The sequence below is a fragment of the Streptomyces sp. NBC_00988 genome, from assembly GCF_045162645.1.
GTDB lineage: Bacteria > Actinomycetota > Actinomycetes > Streptomycetales > Streptomycetaceae > Streptomyces.
This window is the reverse complement of the sequence record NZ_CP108730.1, coordinates 10188175-10214569: the sequence shown is the minus strand read 5'-3', so window position 1 is coordinate 10214569 and position 26395 is coordinate 10188175. Positions and strand designations below refer to the sequence as shown.

At 71.5% G+C, this 26395-nt stretch carries 26 protein-coding genes; 16 read left to right on the top strand and 10 right to left on the bottom strand.

Annotation, left to right across the window (positions count from 1 at the left end):
* Window positions 1-23 precede the first annotated feature (23 nt).
* Both OG496_RS46185 and OG496_RS46180 read left to right on the top strand, forming a co-directional pair.
* Entirely contained in the window at window positions 24-1202 is a 1179-nt protein-coding gene (locus OG496_RS46185) for a saccharopine dehydrogenase family protein (protein ID WP_405975140.1), read from the top strand.
* Window positions 1203-1348: 146 nt separating this feature from the next.
* Window positions 1349-1582, top strand: coding sequence for a hypothetical protein (locus OG496_RS46180; protein ID WP_405975139.1), 234 nt, complete (start codon window positions 1349-1351; stop codon window positions 1580-1582).
* A 202-nt stretch (window positions 1583-1784) separates the two neighbouring features.
* Here OG496_RS46180 and mmpA read toward each other — a convergent pair whose 3' ends face one another.
* The 3 genes from mmpA to OG496_RS46165 all read right to left on the bottom strand — a co-directional run bounded on the left by mmpA (window position 1785) and on the right by OG496_RS46165 (window position 3834).
* Entirely contained in the window at window positions 1785-1922 is a 138-nt protein-coding gene (gene mmpA / locus OG496_RS46175) for a morphogenic membrane protein MmpA (RefSeq protein WP_366430049.1), read from the bottom strand.
* Window positions 1923-2009: 87 nt separating this feature from the next.
* The gene (locus OG496_RS46170; protein ID WP_405975138.1) at window positions 2010-2699 is read right to left on the bottom strand and encodes an endonuclease V; all 690 of its coding nucleotides are present in this window, start codon (window positions 2697-2699) and stop codon (window positions 2010-2012) included.
* A 79-nt stretch (window positions 2700-2778) separates the two neighbouring features.
* Window positions 2779-3834 (bottom strand): WD40/YVTN/BNR-like repeat-containing protein, encoded by a 1056-nt coding sequence (locus tag OG496_RS46165; RefSeq protein ID WP_405976835.1) that lies wholly within the window; start codon window positions 3832-3834, stop codon window positions 2779-2781.
* 279 nt (window positions 3835-4113) lie between these two features.
* On the opposite strand from OG496_RS46165, the gene OG496_RS46160 reads away from it, so the two are divergent.
* Window positions 4114-4530, top strand: a complete 417-nt coding sequence (locus OG496_RS46160; protein ID WP_405975137.1) for an SsgA family sporulation/cell division regulator — start codon at window positions 4114-4116, stop codon at window positions 4528-4530.
* Between the two features lies 1 nt (window position 4531).
* Here OG496_RS46160 and OG496_RS46155 read toward each other — a convergent pair whose 3' ends face one another.
* The gene (locus OG496_RS46155) at window positions 4532-5365 is read right to left on the bottom strand and encodes an isocitrate lyase/phosphoenolpyruvate mutase family protein (RefSeq protein ID WP_405975136.1); all 834 of its coding nucleotides are present in this window, start codon (window positions 5363-5365) and stop codon (window positions 4532-4534) included.
* 337 nt (window positions 5366-5702) lie between these two features.
* Here OG496_RS46155 and OG496_RS46150 point away from each other — a divergent pair, with 337 nt between their 5' ends.
* The 3 genes from OG496_RS46150 to OG496_RS46140 all read left to right on the top strand — a co-directional run bounded on the left by OG496_RS46150 (window position 5703) and on the right by OG496_RS46140 (window position 9425).
* Window positions 5703-7322: an ABC-F family ATP-binding cassette domain-containing protein gene (locus OG496_RS46150; protein ID WP_405976834.1), complete on the top strand. Its 1620-nt coding sequence runs from the start codon at window positions 5703-5705 to the stop codon at window positions 7320-7322.
* A gap of 135 nt (window positions 7323-7457) precedes the next feature.
* Window positions 7458-8234, top strand: a complete 777-nt coding sequence (gene ddaH / locus OG496_RS46145; protein WP_366492084.1) for a dimethylargininase — start codon at window positions 7458-7460, stop codon at window positions 8232-8234.
* A 216-nt stretch (window positions 8235-8450) separates the two neighbouring features.
* Entirely contained in the window at window positions 8451-9425 is a 975-nt protein-coding gene (locus OG496_RS46140; RefSeq protein ID WP_405975135.1) for an acyl-ACP desaturase, read from the top strand.
* A 114-nt stretch (window positions 9426-9539) separates the two neighbouring features.
* On the opposite strand, the gene OG496_RS46135 is transcribed toward OG496_RS46140, so the two are convergent.
* Window positions 9540-9785: a WhiB family transcriptional regulator gene (locus tag OG496_RS46135; protein WP_199810972.1), complete on the bottom strand. Its 246-nt coding sequence runs from the start codon at window positions 9783-9785 to the stop codon at window positions 9540-9542.
* Window positions 9786-10058: 273 nt separating this feature from the next.
* On the opposite strand from OG496_RS46135, the gene OG496_RS46130 reads away from it, so the two are divergent.
* Complete coding sequence (locus tag OG496_RS46130; RefSeq protein ID WP_405976833.1) at window positions 10059-10850, top strand: VOC family protein; 792 nt, start codon at window positions 10059-10061, stop codon at window positions 10848-10850.
* A gap of 53 nt (window positions 10851-10903) precedes the next feature.
* Here OG496_RS46130 and OG496_RS46125 read toward each other — a convergent pair whose 3' ends face one another.
* From OG496_RS46125 to ligD, 3 genes are all read right to left on the bottom strand, one after another.
* On the bottom strand, window positions 10904-11950 hold the full coding sequence (locus OG496_RS46125) for a LacI family DNA-binding transcriptional regulator (RefSeq protein WP_366492087.1): 1047 nt from the start codon (window positions 11948-11950) through the stop codon (window positions 10904-10906).
* A 100-nt stretch (window positions 11951-12050) separates the two neighbouring features.
* The gene (locus OG496_RS46120) at window positions 12051-12980 is read right to left on the bottom strand and encodes an ornithine cyclodeaminase family protein (RefSeq protein WP_405975134.1); all 930 of its coding nucleotides are present in this window, start codon (window positions 12978-12980) and stop codon (window positions 12051-12053) included.
* A 4-nt stretch (window positions 12981-12984) separates the two neighbouring features.
* Window positions 12985-14076, bottom strand: a complete 1092-nt coding sequence (ligD, locus tag OG496_RS46115) for a non-homologous end-joining DNA ligase (RefSeq protein WP_405975133.1) — start codon at window positions 14074-14076, stop codon at window positions 12985-12987.
* 75 nt (window positions 14077-14151) lie between these two features.
* On the opposite strand from ligD, the gene OG496_RS46110 reads away from it, so the two are divergent.
* Window positions 14152-15222 (top strand): ATP-dependent DNA ligase, encoded by a 1071-nt coding sequence (locus tag OG496_RS46110; protein ID WP_405975132.1) that lies wholly within the window; start codon window positions 14152-14154, stop codon window positions 15220-15222.
* A 127-nt stretch (window positions 15223-15349) separates the two neighbouring features.
* Window positions 15350-16354 (top strand): DUF3048 domain-containing protein, encoded by a 1005-nt coding sequence (locus OG496_RS46105; RefSeq protein ID WP_405975131.1) that lies wholly within the window; start codon window positions 15350-15352, stop codon window positions 16352-16354.
* 17 nt (window positions 16355-16371) lie between these two features.
* Here OG496_RS46105 and OG496_RS46100 read toward each other — a convergent pair whose 3' ends face one another.
* Window positions 16372-16836 carry a MarR family winged helix-turn-helix transcriptional regulator gene (locus tag OG496_RS46100; protein ID WP_405975130.1) on the bottom strand — a complete coding sequence of 155 codons (465 nt, stop codon included), beginning with the start codon at window positions 16834-16836 and terminating at the stop codon, window positions 16372-16374.
* Window positions 16837-17058: 222 nt separating this feature from the next.
* Here OG496_RS46100 and OG496_RS46095 point away from each other — a divergent pair, with 222 nt between their 5' ends.
* Genes OG496_RS46095 through pcaD form a run of 7 tightly spaced genes read left to right on the top strand, consistent with a single transcriptional unit; the run spans window position 17059 to window position 23512 of the window.
* Window positions 17059-17814, top strand: a complete 756-nt coding sequence (locus OG496_RS46095) for a CoA transferase subunit A (protein ID WP_327399896.1) — start codon at window positions 17059-17061, stop codon at window positions 17812-17814.
* The gene (locus OG496_RS46090; RefSeq protein WP_405975129.1) at window positions 17814-18458 is read left to right on the top strand and encodes a CoA transferase subunit B; all 645 of its coding nucleotides are present in this window, start codon (window positions 17814-17816) and stop codon (window positions 18456-18458) included. The genes OG496_RS46095 and OG496_RS46090 overlap by 1 nt, the downstream gene beginning before the upstream one ends.
* The gene (locus OG496_RS46085; RefSeq protein WP_405975128.1) at window positions 18455-19657 is read left to right on the top strand and encodes a thiolase family protein; all 1203 of its coding nucleotides are present in this window, start codon (window positions 18455-18457) and stop codon (window positions 19655-19657) included. The genes OG496_RS46090 and OG496_RS46085 overlap by 4 nt, the downstream gene beginning before the upstream one ends.
* 23 nt (window positions 19658-19680) lie before the next feature.
* On the top strand, window positions 19681-20454 hold the full coding sequence (pcaH, locus tag OG496_RS46080) for a protocatechuate 3,4-dioxygenase subunit beta (RefSeq protein WP_405975127.1): 774 nt from the start codon (window positions 19681-19683) through the stop codon (window positions 20452-20454).
* Window positions 20455-20460: 6 nt separating this feature from the next.
* A complete protein-coding gene (pcaG, locus tag OG496_RS46075) occupies window positions 20461-21066 on the top strand; it encodes a protocatechuate 3,4-dioxygenase subunit alpha (RefSeq protein WP_405975126.1) in 606 nt (201 codons plus the stop codon).
* Window positions 21063-22397: a 3-carboxy-cis,cis-muconate cycloisomerase gene (gene pcaB, locus OG496_RS46070; protein ID WP_405975125.1), complete on the top strand. Its 1335-nt coding sequence runs from the start codon at window positions 21063-21065 to the stop codon at window positions 22395-22397. Before pcaG ends, pcaB begins: the two co-directional genes overlap by 4 nt.
* Window positions 22394-23512 carry a 3-oxoadipate enol-lactonase gene (gene pcaD / locus OG496_RS46065; RefSeq protein WP_405975124.1) on the top strand — a complete coding sequence of 373 codons (1119 nt, stop codon included), beginning with the start codon at window positions 22394-22396 and terminating at the stop codon, window positions 23510-23512. Before pcaB ends, pcaD begins: the two co-directional genes overlap by 4 nt.
* A gap of 94 nt (window positions 23513-23606) precedes the next feature.
* Here the strand turns inward: pcaD and OG496_RS46060 are convergent, their stop codons facing one another.
* Window positions 23607-26291: an AAA family ATPase gene (locus OG496_RS46060; protein ID WP_366492100.1), complete on the bottom strand. Its 2685-nt coding sequence runs from the start codon at window positions 26289-26291 to the stop codon at window positions 23607-23609.
* Window positions 26292-26395 lie beyond the last annotated feature (104 nt).

Genomic DNA, 26395 nt, shown 5'->3' with positions numbered 1-26395 from the left:
GGGCTGCGGGACCCAGGAGTGTCATGAGCAGGCTGAACAGGACGGACCGTCCCTACGACATCGTGCTCTTCGGAGCCACGGGCTTCGTCGGTGTGCTCACCGCGGAGTATCTCGCCGCGCACGCGCCCGAGGGCCTGCGCTGGGCGATCGCCGGCCGCGACGAGCTGAAACTGAAGCGACTGCGCGAGCGCCTGCCCGGCGGCACGTCGGTCGGCGTGCTCCGGGCCGACGTCTCCGACCCGGCCTCCCTGCGCGAACTCGCCGAGCACGCGCGCGTGGTGGCCACGACGGTCGGCCCCTACGTCACCTACGGCGAGGGCCTCGTCGCCGCCTGCGCGGATGCCGGCACGGACTATCTCGACCTCAGCGGCGAGCCGGAGTTCGTCGACCTGACGTACGTCCGCCACGACGCACGCGCGCGTGAGACCGGCGCACGGCTGGTGCACTGCGCGGGCTTCGACTCGATCCCGCACGACCTGGGGGCGTACTTCACGGTCCAGCAACTGCCGGAGGGCGTGCCCCTGACAGTGGACGGTTTCGTGACCGCCGACGCGATGTTCTCCGGCGGGACGTTCGCCACAGCACTGACCCAACTCGGGCGCGGCAGGCAGGTGTTGGCCGCCGCCCGGGAGCGGCGCCGCCACGAACCGCGCCTGGTGGGCCGCCGGGCCGGCGCGCCCATGGGGGCACCCCGGTTCGCCGGGGAGGTCGGCTCCTGGGCGGTGCCGCTGCCGACCATCGATCCGCAGGTCGTCCAACGATCCGCGCGGGCCCTGGAACGCTACGGCCCCGACTTCCGCTACCGCCACTACGCGGCCGTACGGCACCTCCCGGTGGCGCTCGGCGGGCTCACGGCGGTCGGCGCACTGGCCACGGCCGCCCAACTCCCGCCCGCCCGCCGCTGGTTGTCCGACCGCCTCAAGCCCGGCGACGGACCGAGCCCGGAGAAGCGCGCGAAGAGCTGGTTCTCCGTGAAGTTCGTCGGCGAGGGCGGCGGCCGCCGGGTCTTCACCGAGGTCGCGGGCGGCGACCCCGGCTACGACGAGACGGCGAAGATGTTCGCCGAGTCGGCCCTCTCCCTCGCCCTCGACGAACTCCCGCCCACAGCAGGCCAGGTGACGACGGCGGTGGCGATGGGCGACGCCCTCATCGAACGGCTGCGCGGCGCGGGCATCACGTTCCGGGTGGCGGCGATCCGGTGAGCGTGTCGGACCTCCGTGTCACGATGGACGGCATGGAGACGCCGAACACCGAGTGGATCACCGTCGCGGCCTACGAGAACCTGCCGGGCTGCCTCGCACCGCAGTCGACGACGCGCGCTTGACTGCGTGAGCGCGGCATCGACTGGATGCCGTTCGCCCAGCGGGAGTCGCGCTGGGGTCTCGCCTGCGGCATCGGGCCCGACGGCCACTGGCACGGCTGGTTCGACGTCCAGGTCCACGCCGACGCGCTACGACGCCTCGGACTGCATCCGGACCAGCCCACCGCCGAGGCCATCGGCCCGTCGCCGCCCGGCTGGTGGCATGCCGCCGCAGAACGTCGGGCCCCGAACTGGCCGAGCCCATCGGGGAGTTCGGAGTGATCCTCGGAATGGGATACGATGGATCATGAGCCGGTCGCCGGAACATCCGGGGTCTGGTCGTGCGTCGGTGGTCCAAGGAAAGACGCCCCGCTTCCTGCGGGGAAATGCAGGTGCAAGGCCTGCCCGGCGCTCAAGTCCGAGCCCCACACCGCTACTTGCGGGGTGGGGCTCGCGTGTTTCCCGCACCGGTGCGGCCCCGCGCTCACGGCCACAGCGTGTAGATCATCCCGCCGATCCAGGCGAGGCCCGCCGCCACGGACAGGACGAGCGCGATCATCACGGCGCGCTCGACGGGCTGGCTCGGGTGGGCAACGGGCTTCGGGGAACGGTGGGTTGTCATGCGGGACAGCCTGCCGATCATGCGGGCGCGGTCGCATCCGTACAGGTACTCAGATCAGGTACTCAGTACGCGACCGCCCCCAGTTGCTTACGCGGTCGCTTCCCGCAGCGCCCGACGGCACAGCGCGTCCGCACTGCGGGTCGTCTCCGGGAGGCGGAACTCCGGGGTCAACGCAAGGGTGTGAGCGCAGGCGTTGTCCAGGGTCACCCGGTGGCCTACGGAGACGAACACCGGCTTCACGCCGTCCCGGGTGCGCAGCGCGCGGCCGACCTCGTCGGCGTCCGCGCGGAGCGGCGACGAGGAGCCGCGCGGGGTGCCCGGATCGTCGTACGTGAAGGTGAAGGGGTTCTTGGCGACGCCGATCGTGGGCAGGCCGGTGAGGACGCCGAGATGGCTCGCGAGGCCGAAGCGGCGGGGGTGGGCGAGGCCGTAGCCGTCGCACACGACCAGGCCCGGCGGGCAGGGCAGCGCCTCCAACGCGGCCAGCACCGTGGGGATTTCACGGAAGGCGAGCAGCCCCGGCACGTACGGGAAGGAGACCCGGCCGACGGCCGTGGCCTCGGCGACGACGGTGAGGTCCACCGCGTCCAGCACGACGGCCGCGGCCACCACCAGGTCCCGCTCGTCGTCGTAGGCGACATCAACTCCGGTGACATGCCCGGTCCTTGGCGGCGGTCCCGGTTCGTCGGTCACCACCCGCTCCCGCAACTCGTCCTGGACGGCGCGGGCCTGCTCCTCGGTCGCGGGCCAGCCCGCGGGAATGTCTACGGTCGTCATGGTGGTGCCGAGCGTACGGGGATCCCGGTGGCACGAAGAAACGGCAGGGGCCGTAACGGCGGCCCCCGCCCAGGCCTCCTCAGTCCTCCAGCCGCGCCACGCGCCCCTTCTCCCCCGCCGCCCAGCAGCCCAGGTCCGCCGCACAGTCCACCGTGTCGTACGAGCCGGTGTCCACCGTCTTCCAGGTACGGCCGGCATCGGTCGTGACGTCGGTGCCCGTGGGGCCGACCGCGAGGGCGGTGCCGCGGCTGCGGGGCAGCCAGGTGACGCCGGAGCGGTAGGCGGGCGGCGGGGTCGTGGCGGGACGCCAGGTGCGGCCTCCGTCGCCGGTGACGGCGGCAGCCAGCGGTGACGGCTGGTCGGCGGTGTAGTTCCCGCCGACCGCGAGGCCGTGCGCACGGTCGCGGAAGGCGAGGGCGAACACCCCGCGCGCGGGGTCACCGGCCGGGATCGGTGTGTCGGTCGCCGTCCAGGTGAGGCCCCGGTCCGCGGAGTGCAGGACACGCGCGCGTGCACCCCCGCCGGTGGCCAGCCAGACGTCCCTCGGCCCGGAACTCACCAGGCACTGGCCGCTCGCGGCGAAGCCCGCCTCGCCGTCGAGCGCGGCCGGCATCCCGGCGTTGGACAGCACCTTCCAGGAGCGGCCGCCGTCGCCGGTCGACAGGATGCGGAACTTCCCGTCCACCGGGTCGCTCATCGCGAGGCCGTGGCGGCTGTCGAAGAAGGTCATGCAGTCGTAGAAGGCGCTCGCGTCGGTGTTGCGGAAGGACTCCGTCCAGGTCGCTCCGGCGTCGTCCGTGCGGTAGACGCGGGACGCCTCCCCCTCGCCGATCGCCAGGACCACCGCGCGGCGCGCGTCGAACGCCTCGATGTCCCGGAACTGCAGATCGCCGGCGCCGGGCGGCGAGACGTTCCGCCAGCTCGCCCCGCCGTCGGTCGTCCGCAGCACCGTGCCCGCTGTCCCGGCCACCCACGCGGTGTTCCGGCTGACGGCCGACAGCCCCCGGAACCGCACATCGGCGGCCCCGCTGTCCTTGAGCTCCCAGTGCGGAGCCCGGTGCGCCGTCTCCCGCGCCTGCGCCGGTACGGCGGTCAGCGCGGCCAGCGCCGCCCCGCACGCCATGGCCACGGCCATGTTCCGGTACGTACGTCCCATCCGTCGCGTCTTCCCCATGCGCCTCATGGCGGGCGAAGGTAGCCCACTCCCCGGGGGCCGTCCAGATGCCCGCGCCCGCCTTGGGCGCATATGGGCGGCGGTGACAGAGGTCACTCGAAATTCGTGTGCACGAATGGGCCTGTTCCAGCGTCTCTTCCAGTGCGGACCCATCCGACCGGGGGTCCGTTCCGGAATCTTTTCAGGAGACCGTCCGGCCTTCACCGCAGCAGTACCGCCGTCACACAAGGGAGCAAGGCGTTGTCCATCGTCATCGAGCAGCCCGTAGAGGCCCGCCTCGTCGCCGCCGCACCGCGGATGCCCAGCATTCCCGCCACCCTGCACTACGACCGGCGGGACCCGTTCGCCGTCCGGATGACCTTCCCGGCGCCGGCCACCCTGGAGGGCGTCGAGGTCTGCTGGACCTTCGCCCGGGAACTCCTCGCGGCCGGCCTGCACGGCGCCGAGGGCCATGGCGACGTCCGGGTGCGGCCCTACGGCTTCGACCGCACCGTCCTGGAGTTCCACGCCCCCGAGGGCACCGCCGTCGTGCACGTCCACTCGTCCGAGATACGCCGCTTCCTACAGGCCACCGGCGAGCTGGTGCCCTTCGGTCTCGAACACCTCCAGCTCGACCTGGACCACGACCTCGCCGAGCTGATGCGGGACGCCTGCTGAGCTAGTTCCCCCGTGCCAGCAGGGAGTTGAGCTCGCCGTAGCCGAGCCCTCCCGTCTGCGCGCCGTAGGTACCCGTGTCCAGCAGCTCCCGCGCGGCACGGCGCACCACGGCGTACGCGGCCAGTGCGACGCTGGAACCGGCGCTCACGCGCGCGACGCCCAGCGCGGCCAGTTCGGCGACCGGCGGTGCGCCGGGGCCGACCAGCACATTGAGCGGTGCGTCGATCCCGTCGGCGAGTTCCTTGACCGTTCCCGGTTCGACGGCCCCGGGGACGAAGATCCCGTCGGCGCCCGCGGCCCGGAACGCGGCGGCCCGCTCCAGCGTCGCGTCCACTCCCCCGGCACCCCGCAGAAACGTGTCGATGCGCGCATTGACGAACAACGGCACGCCCTCCGCGTCGGCGGCCTCCCGGGCGGCGGCGATGCGCTCGGCCTGCTCGGCGACCGGCCGCAGGACGCCCTCACCGCCGTAGAGCGCGTCCTCGATGTTCACCCCCACCGCGCCCGCCGCGAGCACCGCGCGGACCGTGTCGGCGACCCCCGCGGCGTCCTTCGCGAAGCCGCTCTCGATGTCGGCGCTCACCGGCACGGCGACGGTCGCGGTGATGCGGGCGACCGCCTCCAGGGCCCGCTCCCGGTCCAGCCGGTCGCCGTCCGCCACCCCGAGGGCCCAGGCGAGACCCGCGCTGGTGGTAGCCACGGCGGACACGCCCGCGTCCTCGACGATGCGGGCGCTCGCGGCGTCCCAGGCGTTCGGGAGGATCAGCGGACGTCCCGGCACATGCAGCGCGCGGAAGGCCAGAGCCCGGTCCCGGAGGGTGTTCTGGTTCGTCATACGCCCCACTCAAGCAGTCGCGGGCGCGCCCTGGCTGGCAGGAATCCGACATCGGCGTGTGGGCCGCGGGCTCCCGTTTAATGCGTTGACAGCCCCTCGGGGCCGTTCGTAGCGTTGCCCTTGCTTCTGTTGCCGTCGATCGGAGTAGGACGTTGCTCGTCTGAGGTTCTGAGACACCGCGTCACACACCCCTGAGGTGTGTCCGCCGTGTACGACCTCGGCGTCGAGCCGTCCTCCGGAACAGGGCTTTCCTCCTCTGCCCCGGGACCAGTCTCCCGCCTCGCGGTGTCTCGATACGCGTCTGCCCATGACCGCATCAAGCACCCGCGAGGCCCTCATGCATACCTCCGTCACCTGTACGTCCCTCTCCTTCGCGTGGCCCGACGGGACCTCCGTCTTCGAGGACCTGGACGCCGCATTCGGGCCCGGCAGAACCGGGCTCGTCGGCGTCAACGGATCAGGGAAGTCAACCCTGTTGAAGCTGATCGCCGGTCGACTCGCCCCGGCCGACGGCACCATGCGGGTCGCGGGCGAGGTCGGCTACCTCCCGCAGAACGTCACGCTCGACACCGCCCTGCGCGTCGACGAGACGCTCGGCATCGCCGCTCAACGCGCCGCCCTGCACGCCATCGAGGCCGGTGACGCGGCCGAGGAGCACTTCGAGACACTCGGCGACGACTGGGACGTAGAAGAGCGAGCTCTCGCCACACTCGGCGAACTCGGCCTGGGACACATCGACTTGGACCGCACCATCGGCGAGGTCTCGGGCGGCGAGTCCGTACTCCTGCGGCTGGCCGCGCTGTTGCTCGGCCGGCCGGACGTCCTGCTCCTCGACGAGCCGACGAACAACCTCGACCTGTACGCCCGCAGGCGGCTGTACTCGGCCGTCGCGTCCTGGCCGGGAGTGATGATCGTGGTCAGCCACGACCGTGAACTCCTCGACCTCGTCGACCAGATCGCCGATCTGCGCGCCGGCGAGATCACCTGGTACGGCGGCAACTACTCCGCCTACGAGGAGGCCCTCACCACCGAACAGGACGCCGCGACACGGATGGTGCGCGTCGCCGAGGCCGACTTCCGCAAGCAGAAGCGCGAACTGTCCGACGCCCAGGTCAAGTTGGCCCGTCGCAAGAAGTACGGACAGAAGATGTTCGAGCAGAAGCGCGAGCCGAAGATCGTCATGGGCGCGCGCAGGCGGTCCGCGCAGGAGTCCGCGGGCAAGCACCGCATCCTGCACGAGGAGCGGCTCGCCGAGGCGAAGGAACGGCTCGACGAGGCGGTGGAGGCCGTACGGGACGACGACGAGATCCGCGTCGACCTGCCGTACACGGCCGTACCGCCGGGCCGTCAGGTCCTGACCCTCATGGACCTGGAACTCGCCTACGGCGCCTGGGCGGGCGGCCTCGATCTGCGCGGGCCGGAGCGGATCGCGCTGATCGGGCGCAACGGCGCGGGCAAGACGACGCTGCTGCGCACGATCGCCGGGGAGCTGGAGCCGGTGTCGGGCGAGGCGGTGACGCATGTCCCGCTGCGCTTCCTGCCGCAGCGGCTCGACGTGCTCGACGGTGAGCTGACCGTGGCGGAGAACGTGGCGCGGTTCGCGCCGGGCGCCACCAACAACCGGGTCCGGGCGCGGCTTGCCCGCTTCCTGTTCCGGGGTGCCCGCGCCGACCAGCAGGCGGCGACCCTGTCCGGCGGCGAACGCTTCCGGGCGGCGCTGGCCGCGCTGATGCTCGCGGAGCCCGCGCCGCAGCTGCTGATGCTGGACGAGCCGACGAACAACCTCGACATGGCGAGCGTGCGGCAGCTCACCACGGCGCTGGAGTCGTACGAAGGGGCGTTGATCGTGGCCAGTCACGACCTGCCGTTCCTCGAATCGATCGGCATCACGCGCTGGCTGCTGCTGGACGGGGAGCTGCGGACGATCACGCCGGAGGAGGTGGAACACCCGGCCTGAGGTGATTCGCGCTCATCTCAGGAGGGCCACAGCCTCACGTGAGGGGTTTTGTCGGCACGGACCGGTGACGCATGATGGCCAACCGGTGCCCCGACAACGGCGCCGAAACGATCCCGCCGATACGGAGTCCCGCTCGTGCCCAGCAAGAAGGCCCTCGTCCGCCGCCCCAGCCCGCGCCTGGCCGAAGGGCTGGTCACGCACATCGAGCGGGAGAAGGTCGATGTCGAGCAGGCCGTCGAGCAGTGGGAGGCGTACGCGCACACGCTGCGGGCGCACGGCTGGGAGACGATCGAGGTGGATCCGGCCGACGACTGCCCCGACTCCGTGTTCGTCGAGGACGCGGTGGTCATGTACAAGAACGTGGCGCTGATCGCCCGGCCCGGCGCCGAGTCCCGGCGCGAGGAGACGGGCGGGGTCGAGGAGGCGGTGGCCCGGCTCGGCTGCTCGGTGAACTGGGTCTGGGAGCCGGGCACCCTGGAGGGCGGTGACGTCCTCAAGGTCGACGACACGATCTACGTCGGCCGGGGCGGCCGGACGAACGGGGCCGGCATCCAGCAGTTGCGGGCCGTGTTCGAACCGCTCGGGGCGCGGGTGGTCACCGTGCCCGTGAGCAAGGTGCTGCATCTGAAGTCGGCGGTCACCGCTCTGCCCGACGGGACGGTGCTCGGGCACATCCCGAAGGTGGACCGGCCGTCGCTCTTCCCGCGCTTCCTGTCGGTGCCCGAGGAGGCCGGCGCTCATGTGGTGCTGCTCGGCGGCGACAAGCTGCTGATGGCGGCGAGCGCGCCCAAGACGGCCGACCTGCTCAGCGATCTCGGCCACGAGCCGGTCGTGGTGGACATCAGCGAGTTCGAGAAACTCGAAGGATGTGTGACGTGCCTCTCGGTCCGGCTCCGGGATCTGTACGCCTGAACGGGTGACGGAACCGCCCGTTCGGCGCCGGGACCTGCGGTCCTGCGACTCCTGGGGATTCCCCGGGAATACGGGCCTGAACAGCGATCTTTACGGCGCCCTTAACCTACGGTCTCGTAACCTACGGTTTCGTAGCCTACGATTCCGTAAGTTGCACAGGTCCCGGCACCGCTCGCCGGTTTGTTCAGTTTTGTACGACGTCCCCCTGGAGTCCCCGTGACGATCACTTCCCCGCGCCTAGGCAGCCCCGCAGTCTGGACCGACGCCAAGCTGCTGTACGCGTTGGAGGAAGTCGTCGAGACGGAGCTGAACCGGCACCTCAAGGTCACCAAGGACTGGATGCCGCACGAGTACGTGCCGTGGAGCGACGCCCGGAACTTCCCCGGCTTCTTCGAGGACGGCGAGGCCTGGGGCAAGGAGCAGTCCAAGGTCACCGAGATCGGCCGTATCGCCCTCGTCGTGAACCTCCTTACGGAGGACAACCTCCCCAGCTACCACCACGAGATCGCCTCCCTCTTCGGCCGTAACGGCGCCTGGGGCACCTGGGTGCACCGCTGGACGGCGGAGGAGGGCCGGCACGGCATCGTCATGCGGGACTACCTGCTCGCCTCCCGCGCGGTCGACCCGGAGAAGCTCGAAGCGTTCCGCATGCAGCACATGAGCGAGGGCTTCGAGTCGGACAACCGGCACTCGATGCTGCACTCCGTGGCGTACGTCGCCTTCCAGGAGCTGGCCACGCGCGTGTCGCACCGCAACACCGGCCACCAGTCGGGCGACCCGGTCTGCGACCGCATGCTGGCCCGCATCGCGACCGACGAGAACCTCCACATGGTCTTCTACCGCAACCTCCTGAAGGCCGCGTTCGAGCTCGCCCCCGACCTCACCATGCAGGCCGTGCGCGACGTCCTCGTCAACTTCCGGATGCCCGGTCACGGCATGCCCGGCTTCGAGCGGTTCGCCGCCCAGATGGCCATCGGCGAGGTCTACAACCTGCGCATCCACCACGACGACGTCATCCAGCCCGTGCTGCGCTTCCTGAAGGTCATGGAGATCGACGGTCTCGGCCCCGAGGGACAGCAGGCGCAGGAGGAGATCGGCCTCTACATGGGCGGCCTGGACTCCGAGGCCTCCAAGTTCGACGAGAAGCTCGCCACCCGCAAGGCCCGCATGGCGGCGCGCGCGAGCGCCTGACGGGCCTCGCGCCCGTACGCGAGCAGGGAGTTCGGGGCTGTCGGCCGTACCAGGCCGACGGCCCCGTTCCGCTGTCGCCGACCGGATCACCGGTCGGCGATCAGCAGTCGTCGGTCAGCGTGAGGTGCGTCGGATCTCCAGGCGTTCCTTCTCCGACAGACCACCCCACACGCCGAAGCGTTCGTCGTTGTCGAGGGCGTACTCCAGGCAGGCGGAGCGGATCGGGCACATGCCGCAGATCCGCTTCGCCTCCCTGACGGAGCTGCCGGGTTCGGGGAAGAAGAAGTCCGCCCCGGTCTGCGCGCACAACGCCTCCTGCTGCCAGTCCAGGTCGGGCGAGGTGATCGTGTCGATGTGCATGGCCAGGATCGTGCCGTGCGGCGAAAAACGTTCGATCAACGCGGGATCAACGCCGCGCTCCGAGGCCTCCGGCCACCCCGATGGTGGCGCCGCGCCCGCACCGGCGCACGGCGGCGCGCGGAACCGGTATGAAAACACGGAGAACTTCAGCGGTCACCGAGGGTAATCAACGCCGTATACGCGAACGGCTTCCGCGCCCCGGCAGCGATTGTCAGTGGGCGGTGCAAGACTCGGCAGTGCAGAGAACGGGACCCTTCAATGAGGAGGGCAATGATGCTCACCACCCGTTTCGTCAACGGCGCTCCCAACTGGCTGGACGTCGGCTCGCCCGACATCGACAGCGCCATCTCCTTCTACGGCGGTCTCTTCGGCTGGCAGTTCCAGTCGGCGGGACCCGAGGCCGGCGGCTACGGCTTCTTCCAACTCGACGGCAAGACAGTCGCCGGCGGCATGCCACTGCAGCCGGAGCACGACGCGTCCGCCTGGACCGTGTACTTCCAGAGCCCGGACGCGGAGGCCACTGCCAAGGCGGTGGAGCAGGCTCACGGCGCGGTCCTGTTCCAGCCGATGGACGTGCTGGGCCAGGGCCACATGGCGATCCTGAGGGACCCGGCGGGCGCCGCGTTCGGCATCTGGCAGCCGGGCGAGATGAAGGGTGTTGACGTCGCGGGCGACCCCGGTTCGCTGACCTGGGTCGAGCTGTACACACCGGATGTCGCCGCGGCGGCCGCGTTCTATGACGCCTCACTCGGTCTGGAGACCTCCGCCGCCCCCATGCCGGGCGGCGACTACACCTGCCTCAACCCGTCCGGTGCCGGTGAGGACGCGATGTTCGGCGGTGTCGTCCCGCTCGACTTCGACCCGGACGGCGCGACCTCGGGGGCGTACTGGCTTCTGTACTTCGAGGTGGCCGACGTGGACGCAACGGTGGCCAAGGCGCTGGAGACGGGCGGCAAGGTCGCCATGCCTGCCACCAGCATGGAGGGCGTCGGCCGCATCGCCCAGCTCACCGACCCGCACGGCGCCCGCTTCGCGATCATCAAGAGCGCGCCGCCGCAGGGCTGACGGCACCCCCAGTCGGCGGACCGGCGGGTCCTACGCCGGCGTACGGGCACCGCTCACGCGGAGGCGCGGTGGACCAGTGTGGTCGGCAGGATCACGCTGGACGGCGCGCCTCCGATGCCGTCCCGGACGCCCCGGCGGTCGAGGCCGCGCAGCAGCAGGCGGGCCATCAACCGGCCCATCTCCTCTATGTCCTGGCGGACCGTCGTGAGCGGCGGGTCGGTCTGCTCGGCGACCGGAAGCATGTCGTCGAAGCCGATCACCGCCACGTCCTCGGGCACCCGCAGCCCCTCCTCGCGCAGTACCTTCAGGGCGCCGTAGGCGGTGAGGTCGTTGGCGGCGAACACGGCGTCCACGTCGGGGCAGTTGTCGAGGAGTTCCCGCATCGCGCGCTCACCGCCGCCCGGGGTGAAGTCGCTCTCCACGATCAGCCGCGGATCCACGTCGACCATGACGTCCCGGAACCCGTCGAGCCGGTCCACCGCGGAGGTCTGGTCGAGCGCGCCGGTGATGTGCGCGATCCGGGTGCGGCCGAGCCCGACGAGATGCCGTACGGCATCGCGGGCGCCGCCCCGGTTGTCGCAGTCGACGTAGACCGTCGGTCCGGAGGCGCGTGTCCCCTCGCTCCAGGAGGGCCGGCCGCCGAACACCGTCGGAACACCGGCCCGTTGGATCAGTCCGGGCAGCGGGTCGTCGAGGTGCAGGGAGAAGACGAGCGCGCCGTCCACATGGCCGCCGGCGAGATAGCGGCCGACGCGGGCGTGGTCGTCGCGGCCTTCCGTGAGGAGCAGCACGAGTTGGGAGTCGTGGGCGGTCAACTCCTTGCTGATGCCCCGGAGTTGCATGGCGAAGAACGGGTCCGCGAAGACACGGGTCTCCGGTTCGGCGATCACCACGGCGATGGCGTCGTGCCGCTTCGTCACCAGACTCCGGGCCGCCTGATTGGGGACGTACCCGAGTTCGTCCACGGCCTGCCGGACCCGCTCGACGAGCGATTCCCGCACCCCGTCCCCGCCGTTGACCACCCGGGAAACGGTGGCCCGCGACACCCCCGCCCGCGCGGCCACGGCCTCCAGCGTGGGACGCGGTGCTGTCTCGGTCACGTCTGGACCCCTCCTCGATGATGCGGATCAGGATAGCCGCGGCGGAACCGGACGGTGAGAGCGCTCCCAGTTCGGCGGGATCCACTTGCCGGAGAGCGGTTCACCCCAACAGATCCACCCGTCGCCCCACCCCGTCCCGCTCCGCCCGCTCATACGCCAGCCACGCCAGCGCCAGGTCCTGCCACGGCAGCCCGACCGGGGCGTAGACCGAACGCGCACCGGCGTCGGTCCGCCCCGGATGGTCGCCGCGCAGTACGTCGCCGAGCGTCGCGTCGATGTCCGTCGGGGTCAACGCGCCCACGGACTCGACCAGTTGGCGGTCGTCGACGACGACAAGTGCCGCGTCCAGCAGGTCGGCGGCGAGTTCCCGCTTGCCCGGCTCGTCGGCGCCCAGGCTGGTGAGGTGCTGCCCCTCCCGGGTGTCCGCGAGGGACAGCAGCGGGGTGCGGGACCAGGTCGCCAGCAGGACGATGTCGGCGGCCGCGGCGATCTCCTTCGGCGAGCCCAGCACCCGGCCGCCGTGCCGTGCGGCGAACTCGCTCGCCCGGTCCAAGTCCGTGTCGTGGACGAGGAGTTCGCCGTGCGGCCGGAGCGTGCCCAGGCCCCGCACCATCAACTCGGCCTGCGCGCCCGCGCCGATCACCCCGACCACCGCATCCTCCGCAGCCCCCGCGAGGGCATGCGTGCCCAGGGCGGCCGCCAGTCCCGTACGCCACGCGGTCACCGTCGCCGAGTCCAGCAGGGCGAGCAACTCGCCGTCCACGCCGCTGTGCAGGCACAGCACGCCCCTCAACGCGGGCCGTGCGTCGGGGAACTTGGCGTTGACCTTCACGGTGTAGGCCTCGATGCCGGGCAGCAGTCCGGGCATCAGCGCGGTGGCCGTACCGGGGAACGGCAGGTCGGTACGCACCCGTTGCCCCGGGATCGCCACCGGAGCCCCTACGGCGAGGAAGCCGGCCCGCAGCGCGGCGAGGCAGGCCGGGGGTTCCAGCAGGGCGCCGAGGGCGCTCCGGGTCAGCAGACGAGTCATGCGCTCATGATCCGTCGGAAGCGGGGTCAGGGGCGGAGTCGGCGGAGGAGCCGGTCGCGGAGTCAGCGGCGGAATCCGCGGCCGTCGCGGCCTTCTTCGCCCGGCTCGGCTGCACCCTCTTCGGCTCCCCCGGCATCTTCGGGTACTCCGGCGGATACGGCAGATCGCCCAGCCCGTGGTCGTGTTCGTCGCGGCGGGCGAGTTCGAGGAGGGCGTCCAGGGAGTAGCGGTGGTCGTCCATGTCGGCGTGCACGTCGCCGAGTTCGGCGAAACGGGCCGGCATGGTCACGAGGTCGAAGTCCCGGGGGTGCGCGGTGCCGACCTCGTCCCAGCGCAGGGGGGCCGAGACGGGGGCGTGCGGGCGGGGTCGTACGGAATAGGCGGAGGCGATGGTGCGGTCGCGGGCGGTCTGGTTGTAGTCGACGAAGATGCGCTCGCCGCGCTCCTCCTTCCACCACTTGACCGTCACCTGGTCCGGCATCCGGCGGGCCAGCTCGCGGCCGACCGCGATGGCCGCCCGGCGGACCTGGGTGAAGGTCCAGCGCGGTTCGATCGGCACGAAGACGTGCAGGCCGCGGCCGCCGGAGGTCTTGGGGAAGCCCTGCAGACCGCCGAACTCGTCGAGTACGGCGCGGAGTTCGTGGGCGGCGCGGACCGCGTCGTCGTAGTCGGTGCCGGGCTGCGGGTCGAGGTCGATGCGGAGTTCGTCGGGGCTGTCGACGTCGTCGCGGCGGACCGGCCAGGGGTGGAAGGTGAGCGTGCCGTACTGGGCGGCCCACAGCACGGCGGCCTCCTCGGTGGGGCACATCTCGTCGGCGCTGCGTCCGCTGGGGAAGGTGATGTGGGCGGTCGGGATCCAGTCGGGCATGTTCTTGGGCGCCCGCTTCTGGAAGAAGTTCTCGCCCTCGACCCCGTCCGGATAGCGCTCCAGGGTGGTGGGTCGGTCGCGCAGGGCGCGGAGGATTCCGGGGCCGACCGCGATGTAGTACCGGGCGAGGTCCAGCTTCGTGAAGCCGCGCTCCGGGAAGAAGATCTTGCCTGGGCTGGACAGCCGTACGGTCCGGCCGCCCGCCTCCAGTTCCACCGCTTCGCCCATGCGAGCCACCGTAGGCCCGGCGCACAGACATCGCACACCGGGCGGCAAGCGACGTACGAGCGCAGAATCGGAACCATGGATCTGCCGGTGATGCCACCCGTGAAGCCCATGCTCGCCAAGTCGGTGGCGAGGATTCCGCCGGGCATGCACTACGAGGCGAAGTGGGACGGCTTCCGGGCGATCGTGTTCCGTGACGGCGCAGAGGTCGAGCTGGGCAGCCGGACCGGAAAGCCTCTGACCAGGTACTTTCCCGAACTGGTCGAGGCTCTGAAGGAGCGCGTCCCGGAGCGGTGCGTGCTGGACGGCGAGATCGTGATCGCCCGGGACGGGCGGCTGGACTTCGACGCGCTGAGCGAGCGCATCCACCCGGCCGAGTCGCGGGTGCGGACGCTGGCCGAGCGGACCCCGGCCTCCTTCGTCGCCTTCGACCTGCTGGCCCTGGCCGACGAGTCGCTGCTGGACGTCCCGCTCGGCGACCGTCGGGCGCTCCTAGAACGGGCGCTGTCCGGCGTGACCGCACCCGTGCATCTGGCGCCCGCGACCACCGACATCGAGGTGGCGCAGCGGTGGTTCGAGCAGTACGAGGGCGCCGGGCTCGACGGTGTCGTGGCCAAGCCGCTGGACCTGCGCTACCGCCAGGACGAGCGCGCCATGTACAAGATCAAGCACGAGCGGACCGCGGACGCCGTCGTCGCGGGCTACCGCCTCCACAAGAGCGGCCCCGTCGTGGGCTCGCTCCTCCTCGGCCTCTACGACGACCAGGGCGCCCTGCAGCACGTGGGGGTGTCCGCCGCCTTCACCATGAAGCGGCGCGCCGAGCTCATCGAGGAACTCGCGCCGCTGCGCATGGACGACCCGACCGGGCATCCGTGGGCGGCCTGGGCGGAGGAGGCCGCGCACGAGTCGGCCCGGTTGCCGGGCGCCCCGAGCCGCTGGTCCGGCAAGAAGGACCTCTCCTGGGTGCCGCTCAGACCGGAGCGGGTGGCCGAGGTGGCGTACGACCACATGGAGAACGGCGCGCGCTTCCGGCACACGGCGCGTTTCCGCCGCTGGCGCCCCGACCGCACGCCCGAGAGCTGCACGTACGCACAGCTGGAGGAGCCGGTCCGCTACGACCTCGCGGAGATCCTCGGCCCGCCGGACTGACCCCTTCCGGATCTTCCGGTGGGCCGATCGGCCCATTCGACGCGCACAAACACAACCGAGCGGGTATGGCCACCAATGAACTTATAAGCGCACAATCGAAAACACAGATTTGGTGGCAACGGTGGGCATGGGACGAAGGGCGCCCAAGCGGCGCGGCGCGAGAAGAGCGGCGCTGCTGGCCGCCACGATGACGGCCTCCCTGGCGGTGGGCTGCACGGCACATCACGGCAGCTCCGCCGACGACGGGCGCGGGCAGAGCCGGCCCCCGACGCAGACCCCGGCCCAGAGCCCGAGCGCAGGCGGCACGGTCGCCCCCGCCGCCGGTCCACTGCTCGCGGTGAAGATCGACAACGTGCCCGCGGCCCGCCCCCAGACCGGTCTGGACTCGGCCGACATCGTGTACGCGGAGCAGGTGGAGGGTGGGCTGAGCCGGCTGATGGCGGTGTTCGCCACCAAGCTGCCCCAGTCCGTCGGGCCGGTGCGCAGCGCCCGCGTCTCCGACCTGGAACTGCTGCGCCAGTTCGACGACCCGACGCTCGCCTTCTCCGGTGCCCAGCACAAGCTGCTGCCGCTGATCGCCAAGGCCCCGCTGCGATCGGCGTCGCCCGACGAGGAGGGCGGCGCCTACTACCGGGGCGTCGACAAGTCCGCCCCGCACAACCTCTACCTCCGCCCGAACAAGCTGCTCTCCTCCGCCCCGGGCGCGGCGGCCCTGACCACCGGCTTCCACTACGGCGCGGCCCCTACGGGCGGCAAGGCCACGGCCTCCCGCACCGTGCGCTACCCGGCGGCCCGCTTCACCTTCACCTGGTCCGGGAGCAAGCACCGCTGGCAGGTCAGCGAGGACGGCACGCCCACCGTGCTGACCGACGGCAGGCGGCTGGCTCCGGCGACGGTCGTCGTGCAGTACGTGAAGATCCGCAAGTCCAAGTACCACGACGTCCTCGGCAACAACACGCCGTACACGGAGACCGTCGGCTCCGGGAAGGCGGACGTGCTGCGGGACGGCCGTACGTTCAGCGTCGACTGGAAGCGGCAGAAGGCCACGGACGGAACGGAGTTCACGACCTCGGACGGCAAGCCCATGAACTTCGCGAAGGGCCAGGTCTGGGTGGTGTTCGCGAAGGCGTGATGCCGGGCGGCGACGGCCTAACGTTGTACGGCGAGGGGCTCTCCTGGATTGCGGAGCCCCTCCGCCGCGTCCGAGACACGTTGGATGAGGTCGAAGAAGACGGCCTGCTCATCGGCGGAGAGCGGAGCCAGGAAGACCTGGTTCATCCGGGCCGTACGCACGACCAGCTTGCGGTGGACGCGCGTGCCGTCCTCCGTGAGGCGCAGCAGGAATCGCCGACCGTCCTGCGGATCACGCACCTTGTCGAGCAACCCGCGCCTGATCAGCCGGCTGATCACCTCCGCGACGGTCGACCGGTCCAGGCCCACCCGCTCCCCCACCGTGCGCTGGTCGAGCCCGGGCTCGTCGGCGAGCGCGTTGAGCACCGCGAACTGCGGGGAGGTGATCTCTTCGGAGACCATGGTGTTCCACAGCAGATAGTGCGCCTGCTGGAGTCGCCGGGCGAGGTGCCCGGGGTGGGTGGTGAGGTCCACCGCGGCCATGTGCCCTCCCGACGTCGTATTCATCCGTGCACTGAACGATACCTGGAGGCCCGCAGGGTGAGTCCAGCCTCGTGCACCGACATATCCACGTCCTTGACCTCGCACTTCTCCCAGGTCTTGACGGCGAGCCCCCACAGTGGCAGCGTGAAGGAAACTTCACCGAAATGCTCAGTGCCCTGATTATCTGCTGACCGGGCGCTCGAACGGGACGGAGCTTCACGGATGGACAAGGTGGTCGCCACAGCCGACGAGGCCGTGGCCGATGTGCCGGACGGAGCGACCCTCGCCGTCGGCGGTTTCGGGCTGAGCGGTGTGCCGAACGTGCTGATCCAGGCCCTGTACGAGCGCGGTACGACCGGCCTCGGCGTGGTCTCCAACAACTGCGGGGCGATGGAGTCCGGCCTCGCCGTCCTCCTCTCCGCCGGGCGGATCGCACGGGTGACCGGCTCCTACATCGGCGCCAACAAGGAGTTCGCCCGCCAGTACCTCGCCGGCGAACTGGAGGTCGAGATGATCCCCCAGGGCACCCTCGCGGAGCGACTGCGCGCGGGCGGTGCGGGCATCCCCGCCTTCTACACCCCGGCCGGTGTCGGCACCCAGGTCGCCGAGGGCGGACTGCCCTGGCGCTACGACGGCTCCGGCGGCGTCACGCTCGCCTCGCCGCCGAAGGAGGTGCGGGAGTTCGACGGCACCGAGTACGTCCTGGAGCGCGGCATCCGCACCGACTTCGCCCTGGTCCGCGCCGCGAAGGGCGACCGCCACGGCAACCTCGTCTTCAACAAGTCGACCCGCAACTTCAACCCCCTCGCGGCGATGGCGGGCAAGGTGACCATCGCCGAGGTGGAGGAGCTGGTCGAGCCCGGCGAGATCGACCCGGACGCGGTGCACCTGCCCGGGATCTTCGTGCAGCGGGTGGTGGCCCTCACCCCCGAGCAGGCCGCCGACAAGCGGATCGAGCAGCGGACGGTGAGCAGCTGATGGCCTGGACACGCAAGGAGATGGCGGCCCGCGCGGCACGCGAACTTGCAGACGGGCAGTACGTCAATCTCGGCATCGGTCTGCCGACCCTGATCCCCAACTACCTCCCGCCGGGCGTCGAGGTGATCCTGGAGTCGGAGAACGGCATCCTGGGCACCGGCCCGTACCCCACCGAGGACCAGGTCGACCCGGATCTCATCAACGCCGGCAAGGAGACCGTGACGGTCCTGCCGGGTGCCTCCTTCTTCGACTCCGCGCTCTCCTTCGGGATGATCCGGGGCGGGCACATCGACGTCGCCGTGCTGGGCGCGATGCAGGTGTCGGCGGGCGGTGACCTGGCGAACTGGGCGATCCCCGGCAAGATGATCACCGGGATCGGCGGGGCGATGGACCTCGTGCACGGCGCCCGCACGGTCATCGTCGTGATGACCCATGTGGCCAAGGACGGCTCCCCGAAGATCCTCACGGAGTGCGCGCTGCCGCTCACAGGCAAAGCGTGTGTGAACCGAGTCATCACCGATCTCGGCGTGATCGACGTGTCACCCGAGGGCCTCGTGTTGATCGAGACCGCGCCCGGTGTGAGTGTCGAGGAGATCGTCGCCAGGACCGACGCGAAACTCACCGTCACGGAAGGCCTGCTGTGAACCCGGTTTACATCGTCGACGCCGTCCGCACCCCCATCGGCAGGTACAGCGGAGGGCTCGCCTCCGTCCGCCCCGACGACCTCGCCGCCCACGCCCTCCGCGAACTCCTCGCCCGCACGCCCGACTTGGACCCGTCCCGCATCGAGGACGTCTACTTCGGCAACGCCAACGGCGCCGGCGAGGAGAACCGCAACGTCGGCCGCATGGCAGGCCTCCTCGCGGGCCTGCCCGCCTCCGTGCCGGGCGTCACGGTCAACCGGCTCTGCGCCTCCGGCCTCGAAGCGGTCATCCAGGCGGCCCGCGCGATCGCGGTCGGGGACGCCTCCATCGCCGTGGCGGGCGGGGTGGAGTCGATGACCCGGGCGCCGTACGTGCTGCCGAAGTCGGACCGGCCGTTCCCCGCCGGGCACACCGAGTTGTACTCGACCACGCTCGGCTGGCGCATGGTCAACCCGGCCATGAACCCGGAGTGGACCATCCCGCTCGGCGAGAGCGCGGAGTTGATCGCCGACAAGCACAAGATCGGCCGCGAGCAGCAGGACGAGTTCGCGCTCGCGAGTCACCGGAAGGCGGCCGAGGCGCAGGCCGCGGGGCTCTTCGACGGCGAGATCGCACCCGTGCCGATCCCGCAGCGCAAGGGCGACCCGGTCGTCTTCGGCGCGGACGAGTCCGTACGGGCGGACGCCTCCCTCGCGGCGATGGCCAAGCTGAAGCCCTCCTTCCGTACCGAGAACGGGACGGTGACGGCGGGCAACGCGTCGCCGCTCAACGACGGTGCCGCGGCCCTGCTGTTGGTGGACGAGGAAGGGCTCAGGGCGACCGGCCGTCAGCCCCTCGCCCGCGTCTCCGCGACCGGTGTCTCGGCGATCGACCCGCAGTACTTCGGACTCGCCCCCGTGGAAGCCGTCGACCGCGCACTCGCCAAGGCAGGCAAGGGATTTGACGACCTGTCAGTCCTGGAGCTCAACGAGGCCTTCGCCGCGCAGGTGCTCGGATGTGTCGCCGAGTGGCCCGAGTTCGACCCCGCGATCCTCAATCCCCAGGGCGGCGCCATCGCGCTGGGCCACCCGCTCGGCGCCTCCGGTGCCCGGCTCGCCGGCACCGTCGCCCACCAACTCGCCCGCAAGGGAACGGGAGTTGGCGTCGCCACCCTCTGCATCGGCGTGGGCCAGGGCCTGGCCCTCGTCCTCGAACGGTAGGAACTCGAACGGCAGGAACCCCCATGGCTCTCACCCAGCACGACATCGACCTCGAAATAGCGGCCGAGCACGCGACGTACGAGAAGCGGGTCGCCGACGGCGCGCCGGTCGAGCACCACCCGCGCCGCGACTACGCCCCGTACCGCTCCTCGCTGCTGCGGCACCCGAAACAGCCGCCGGTCACCATCGACGTCTCGAAGGACCCGGAGCTGGTGGAACTGGCCTCCCCCGCCTTCGGCGAACGGGACATCACGGAGATCGACAACGACCTCACCCGGCAGCACAACGGCGAGCCCATCGGTGAGCGGATCACCGTCTCCGGGCGGCTGTTGGACCGGGACGGGCGTCCGATCCGCAGTCAGCTGGTGGAGATCTGGCAGGCGAACTCGGCCGGCCGCTACGCCCATCAGCGCGAGCAGCACGACGCCCCGCTGGACCCCAACTTCACCGGTTTCGGGCGCACGTTGACCGACGACGAGGGCAACTACCGCTTCACGACCGTCCAGCCGGGCCCCTACCCCTGGCGCAACCACGTCAACGCCTGGCGCCCGGCGCACATCCACTTCTCGATGTTCGGCACGGCGTTCACCCAACGGCTCGTGACGCAGATGTACTTCCCGAGCGACCCGCTGTTCCCGTACGACCCGATCATCCAGTCGGTGACGGACGACGCGGCCCGGCAGCGCCTCGTCGCGACCTACGACCACAGCCTGTCGGTGCCCGAGTTCTCGATGGGCTACCACTGGGACATCGTGCTCGACGGCCCGCACGCCACCTGGATCGAAGAAGGACGCTGACCCGCCATGACGAAGATCGACACGAGCCGCCCGGAGTCCGTGCTGCCGACCCCGTCGCACACGGTCGGCCCCTTCTACGGCTACGCGCTGCCGTTCCCCGGCGGCGGTGACATCGCGCCCGTCGGGCACCCGGACACGATCACCGTCCAGGGGTACGTCTACGACGGCGAGGGCAATCCGCTGCCGGACGCATTCGTCGAGCTGTGGGGGCCCGACCCCGAGGGCAACGTCTCCACGACCGACGGCTCGATCCGGCGCGATGCGGCCAGCGGCGGCTATCTCGGCCGCAACGGCGTCGAGTTCACCGGCTGGGGCCGCATCCAGACCGACGCCAACGGCCACTGGTACGCGCGGACGCTACGGCCCGGCGCGCGCGGCCGGAGCGCTCCGTACCTCAGCGCGTGCGTCTTCGCGCGCGGGCTGCTGGTGCACCTCTTCACGCGGATCTACCTGCCGGGCGACGAGGCCGCGCTCGCCGCGGACCCGCTGCTGTCCGGGCTGGACGCGGCGCGGCGCGACACGTTGATCGCGCAGGACGGCGGCAGCGGCACATACCGTTTCGACATCCGCCTTCAGGGCGAAGGCGAAACGGTCTTCCTGGAGTTCCAGTGACAGCTGCCGACCCGTCGGACACCGGCCTGCTCGCCCCCGGGTGGGCCGGCTCCCCCGCCGCGTCCGCGACGAGCGACACCGCGTATCTACGGGCCCTGCTCGACGCGGAGTCCGCGCTCACCCGCGCCCAGGCCGCCCTGGGTCTCGCGCCCGCCGGGGCGGCGACGGCGGTGACGGCCGCGGCGGACCCGGAACGCTTCGAAGTACGGTCTCTCGTGGAACGGTCCAGGACCGGCGGAAACCCGGTGATCCCCCTGGTCGCGGACCTGACGAAGGCGGTCGGTGGGGAGTACGGCCCGTACGTCCACCGAGGCGCGACCAGCCAGGACATCATGGACACGGCGACGATGCTGGTCGCGTCCCGCACCCTGGACCTGGTCCTGACCGACCTGGCCCGCACGGAGCACGCGCTGGCCCAACTGGCCGCCGCCCACCGCGACACCGCGATGCCGGGCCGGACCCTCACCCAGCACGCCGTACCGACGACGTTCGGGCTGAAGGCGGCCGGGTGGCGGTCGCTGGTGCTCGACGCGCGGGACAGGGCGCGTGCCGTCCGGGACGGGTTGCCCGTCCAACTCGGGGGCGCAGCAGGCACGTTGGCCGCTTTCTCGGCGTACGGCGCCGAGGACGCGCTCGCACTGCCGGACGCGTACGCCCGTGAACTCGGCCTGGCGGCACCGCTGTTGCCCTGGCACGCGCTCCGGACGCCGATCGCCGACCTCGCCGGATGCCTGGCCTTCGCGGCGGGCGCGCTGGGCAAGGTCGCCGCCGACGTCCTCGTCCTGTGCCGTACGGAGATCGCCGAGGTCTCCGAGGGGAGTGGCGGCGGTTCGTCGGCCATGCCGCACAAGGCGAATCCCGTACGGTCCACGCTGATCGCCGCCGCCGGACGCCGGGCACCGCAGCTCGCGGCCGTCCTCTACGGTTCGCTGGTCGCCGAGGACGAGCGGCCGGCCGGGGCCTGGCACGCCGAGTGGGAACCGTTGCGGGAGCTGCTGCGGCTGGTCGGCGGTGCGGCGCGTGATGCCGCCGAGCTGACCGAGGGGCTGCGGGTGCATCCGGACGTGATGCGTGAACACCTGGATCTCACCCATGGGTTGATCGTCTCCGAGCGACTGTCGGCCGAGCTGGCACCGCTGCTGGGCCGGGCCCGGGCGAAGGAGCTACTCACGGAGGTAGCCCGGCGGGCGTACTCCGAAGGCCGTCCGCTGGCCGAACTGCTCGCCGGGGAGCCCGAGTTGAAGGACCTCGACCTCTCCGCGCTGACCGACCCCGCCCGTTACACGGGTTCCGCCGGAGCCCTCACCGACCGCGCCTTGGAGCGACGTTGACCGAGAAACTCCTCAACTTCCGTGCCGAGGGCCCCGATTCCGCTCCCCCGCTGCTGCTCGGGCCCTCGCTGGGCACGTCGTACGCCCTGTGGGACAAGGTCGCGCCCGAACTGTCCGTCACCCACCGGGTGATCCGCTGGGACCTGCCCGGGCACGGTGGCTCGGCGCCCGGACTGATCGGTCCCGGGGCGACCGTCGGAGACCTCGCCGACCTGGTGCTCGCGCTCGCCGACTCCCTCGGGATCGAGCAATTCGCCTACGCGGGTGTGTCGTTGGGGGGTGCGGTCGGTCTGCATCTCGCGGTGCATCACCCCGAGCGGGTCGCGTCGCTCGCCGTCATCTGTTCCTCGGCCCACTTCAACGGGTCGAAGCCGTGGGAGGAACGGGCCGCGCGGGTGCGGAGGGAGGGGGTGGACTGGCTGGTGGAGAGCGCCGACTCCCGTTGGTTCACGCCCGGGTTCACCGTCCCGGAGCTGGTGGCCGACCAGGGCGCCGCCGACCCGGCCGCGTACGCCGCGTGCTGTGACGCGCTGGCCGCGTACGACCTGCGCGAGCGGCTTCCCGGGATCAGCGCGCGGACGCTGGTGATCGCCGGTCGCGAGGACCCGGCGACCCCGCCCGCGCATCTGCGGGAGATCGCGGACGCGGTGGCGGGCTCGGCCCTCGTGGAGATCCCGGGCGCTTCCCATCTGGCGCCCGCGCAGTGCCCGGAGGCGGTCCTCACGGCGCTGCGCGCGCACCTCGGCGGCGGCGCCAAGCGCGGGATGGAGGTACGCCGTGAGGTGCTCGGCGACACCCACGTGGACCGGGCGCAGGCTCGGCAGACGCCGTTCACCGCGCGGTTCCAGGACTTCATCTCGCGGTACGCGTGGGGGGAGATCTGGACCGATCCAACGCTGTCGCGGCGCGAGCGCAGCATGATCACACTCACCGCGTTGATTGCACACGGCCACTACGACGAGTTGGCCATGCATGTTCGGGCGGCTCGGCGCAACGGCCTCACACCGGAGGAGATCGGCGCCGTGCTGTTGCAGAGCGCCGTGTACTGCGGGGTACCGGCGGCGAACTCGGCATTCGCGGTGGCGCAACGGGTTCTGGCCGAAGAGGAAGGGTGACGTGAGCGCCTGAAAGGGGCGCGGGGCTGTATCTATATGCGGCTCCGCCGCGTGGGCGCGACCAGCCCCCACTCACCCGCAGCCGAACAACAACTCAACGCAACCCCCTCCCCGTCTCCAGCACCTCCCGCGCCTGCGTCACCAGACCGTCCGCCCCGCACGAACGCGCAAGCGTCAGGCCTCTGTTGATCTCCGCCACGGACCGCGCCGCGATGCCGTACTCGACGCGCGCCGCCGCATGCTCGTACTGGCAGGGTGAGGACTCCAGGTAAGCGACGGCCTGCGCGGCGAGCCGTACCGCGCGCTGCCCTGTTTCCAGTGCCGCCGCGCAGCGGAGGGCCTCTCCGATCGCCGTGTCCGTGCCGAAGTGTTCGGCCTGGCGGCGGGCGTCGGAGGCTAGTTGGGCCGCGCGGGTCGGGTCCTCGACGGCGAGGGCGCGGGCGAGGTCGACGGCCCAGGGGACGAGGACCGGGTTGTGGTGGCCGCGTACGGTCGCCGCCTTCGCGGCCTGTTCCAGTTCGTTGATGCCGTCCTTCGTGCGGCCGACGGCGAGCAGGAGACGGCCGCGTACGCAGCGCGGGTCCGGCAGCACGATGGTCGACGGGTACGGCGGTGCGAAGCCGTACTGTTCGGCGGTCGCCCAGGCCTCCTCGACATGGCCGCGGGCGAGCAGGGTGTCGACCAGGTTGCAGGTGGCCGACCAGTACAGGGGCAGTCCGCGGCCGACGCGCTCGGCGAGGCGCAGGGACTCACGCAGTGAGATCTCGGCGTCGCGGAGGCGGCCGCGCCTGCGGTGGCCGAGGCCGATGTAGGCGTGCGCCAGGGAGAGGTGGCCGCCGCTCCAGCCCGCGGACACGTAGGCGCGCAGGGCTTCGTTGTACAGGCTCTCCGCGCGGTCCAGGCGGTCGGTGTAGGCGTACGCGCTGGCGAGCATCATGAGGATCTCGATGCCCCACTCGGTGTCGGTCCAGCCGAGTCCGGGGGCGAGCCGTCCGTTGACGAGGGCGCGGTCGCAGACCTCGACGACCTCCTCGGCGTTCTCGCCGTGGGTCATGGCGTCGAAGCCGCGCAGGATCAGCAGGGCCCGCTCGGAGTTGTCCCGGCCGGTGCAGGTGCCGGCGAGTGCGGCGAGCCGCTCGGAGCGTCCCGGGGAGATGCCCTCGCCCGCGTGGATGCCCTCCCACATGAACTGCACGGCCTGGAGCCGCATCCGGGCGGCGCCCGGTTCGTACCGGACGGACTCCGCCTCGACGGTGCGGACGGCTTCCTCCAGCTGGTTGTTGTGGATCAGGGCCTGGGAGAGTCGGAAAACGGCGTCCACGCGTGCGTGGCCGTCGAGGCCGGGCATGCCGAGGGCGGTCTGGAGGTGGCCGATGGTGGTGGCGGGCGCGGTGAGCAGGGTGGCGCAGCCCAGTTCGAAGAGCACGTGCGCGTGCGTCTCGGCGAGCGGCGGCTCCAGGAGGGCGCGCTCCAGGCAGCGGCGGGCCGCGTCGGGGGCGCCGATGGAGAGGTGTTCGCGGGCCGCCTCGCGCAGCTGCTCGACGAGTTCCTGGTCGTCGTCCGGGTGCACCTTGAGGAGGTGCCGTGAGGCGGAGGCCGCGCCGAGCCCTGAGTCGGTGACGACCTGGGCGGCGATGCCGTGCATGGCCGTGCGGACGCCGCCCGGGATGGAGTCGTAGACGGCGCTGGCGATCAGCGGGTGGACGAACTCCAGCTCGCCGGCGCCGGCTTGGGACGCGGCGGGGTCGGGTGCGGTGAGGATGCGGGCGGTGCGGAGCAGCTCGGCGCAGCGGCCCGCCTCGTCGCGGCTCATGGTGGCGAGCTTGGCGACCAGGCTCACGGAGATGCCGGTGCCGAGGATGGCGGCGGCCCAGGCGAACCGGGTGGCTTCGAAGCCCAGGTCGTCCAGGCGGGCGACGAGTCCGCCGCCGCGCGCGGAGCGGTTGAGCTCGCGCAGTTCGGTGGCCGCGTCCTCGACGGGTTCGAGGCCGCTGTCCTGCACCTTGGCGAGGAGTTCGACGGTCTCGTACGGGTTGCCGTCGGTGACCGCCCACACCTCGCGGCAGAACGCGCCGTCGGCGTGCGGGCCGAGGGTGGCGCGGGTGAGGCCCGCGGTGGCCCTCGGGGTGAGGGATTCCAGGACGGTGACCGGCGGGCCCGCGGCGGCGGCGATCGCGTCCAGGTGGCGGGCGCTCTCGCCGCTGACCTCGCCGGGCCTGCGGGCGACCACGAGCAGGACGGACAGGTCGTCGAGGCGTTCGGCGAACGCGGCGAGCCAGCGGAGGGTCTCCTGGTCGGCCCAGTGGGCGTCGTCGACGATCAGGACCAGCGGCCAGACGCGCTTGGCGAGCCGGCGCACCGCGGCGACCAGTCCGTCGCACACGCCCTGCGGGTCGGGCTGCCGCTCGCCGGGTTCGGTGACGCCGAGGGCGGGGCCCGCGATGTCGTACCAGTCGCCGAGGTACTCGCGGATCTCCTCGGGCATCAGCGAGATCAGGGCGGGCTGCAGCAACTGCCGTACGACGTTGAAGGGGACGGACCTGAGGGTCTCGCCGCCGCGGGCCTGCCAGACCGCGCAGCCGCGTGCCTCGGCGATGCGGCGGGTCTCGGCCAGGAGCGCGGTCTTGCCGAACCCGGCCTCGCCGCGGACCATCAGCAGGCTGCCCGAGGACGACTCGTCGGCGCGCAGACGGTCGATCGCCTCCGCCACACCGGCGACTTCCTCGTCGCGCTCCCACAGGGAGGCCGAGGCGGCCTCCGGAGGCCGTTCCTCCGTCATCCCGATACCTCCCCAGTAGCCCGAACGACGTACAGCCCTTGAGCGTAGCCGTCCGGATGCCGAAGTGGAGGCCGGTCCGGGGAGCTGTTGCCGCATCGGGTGAC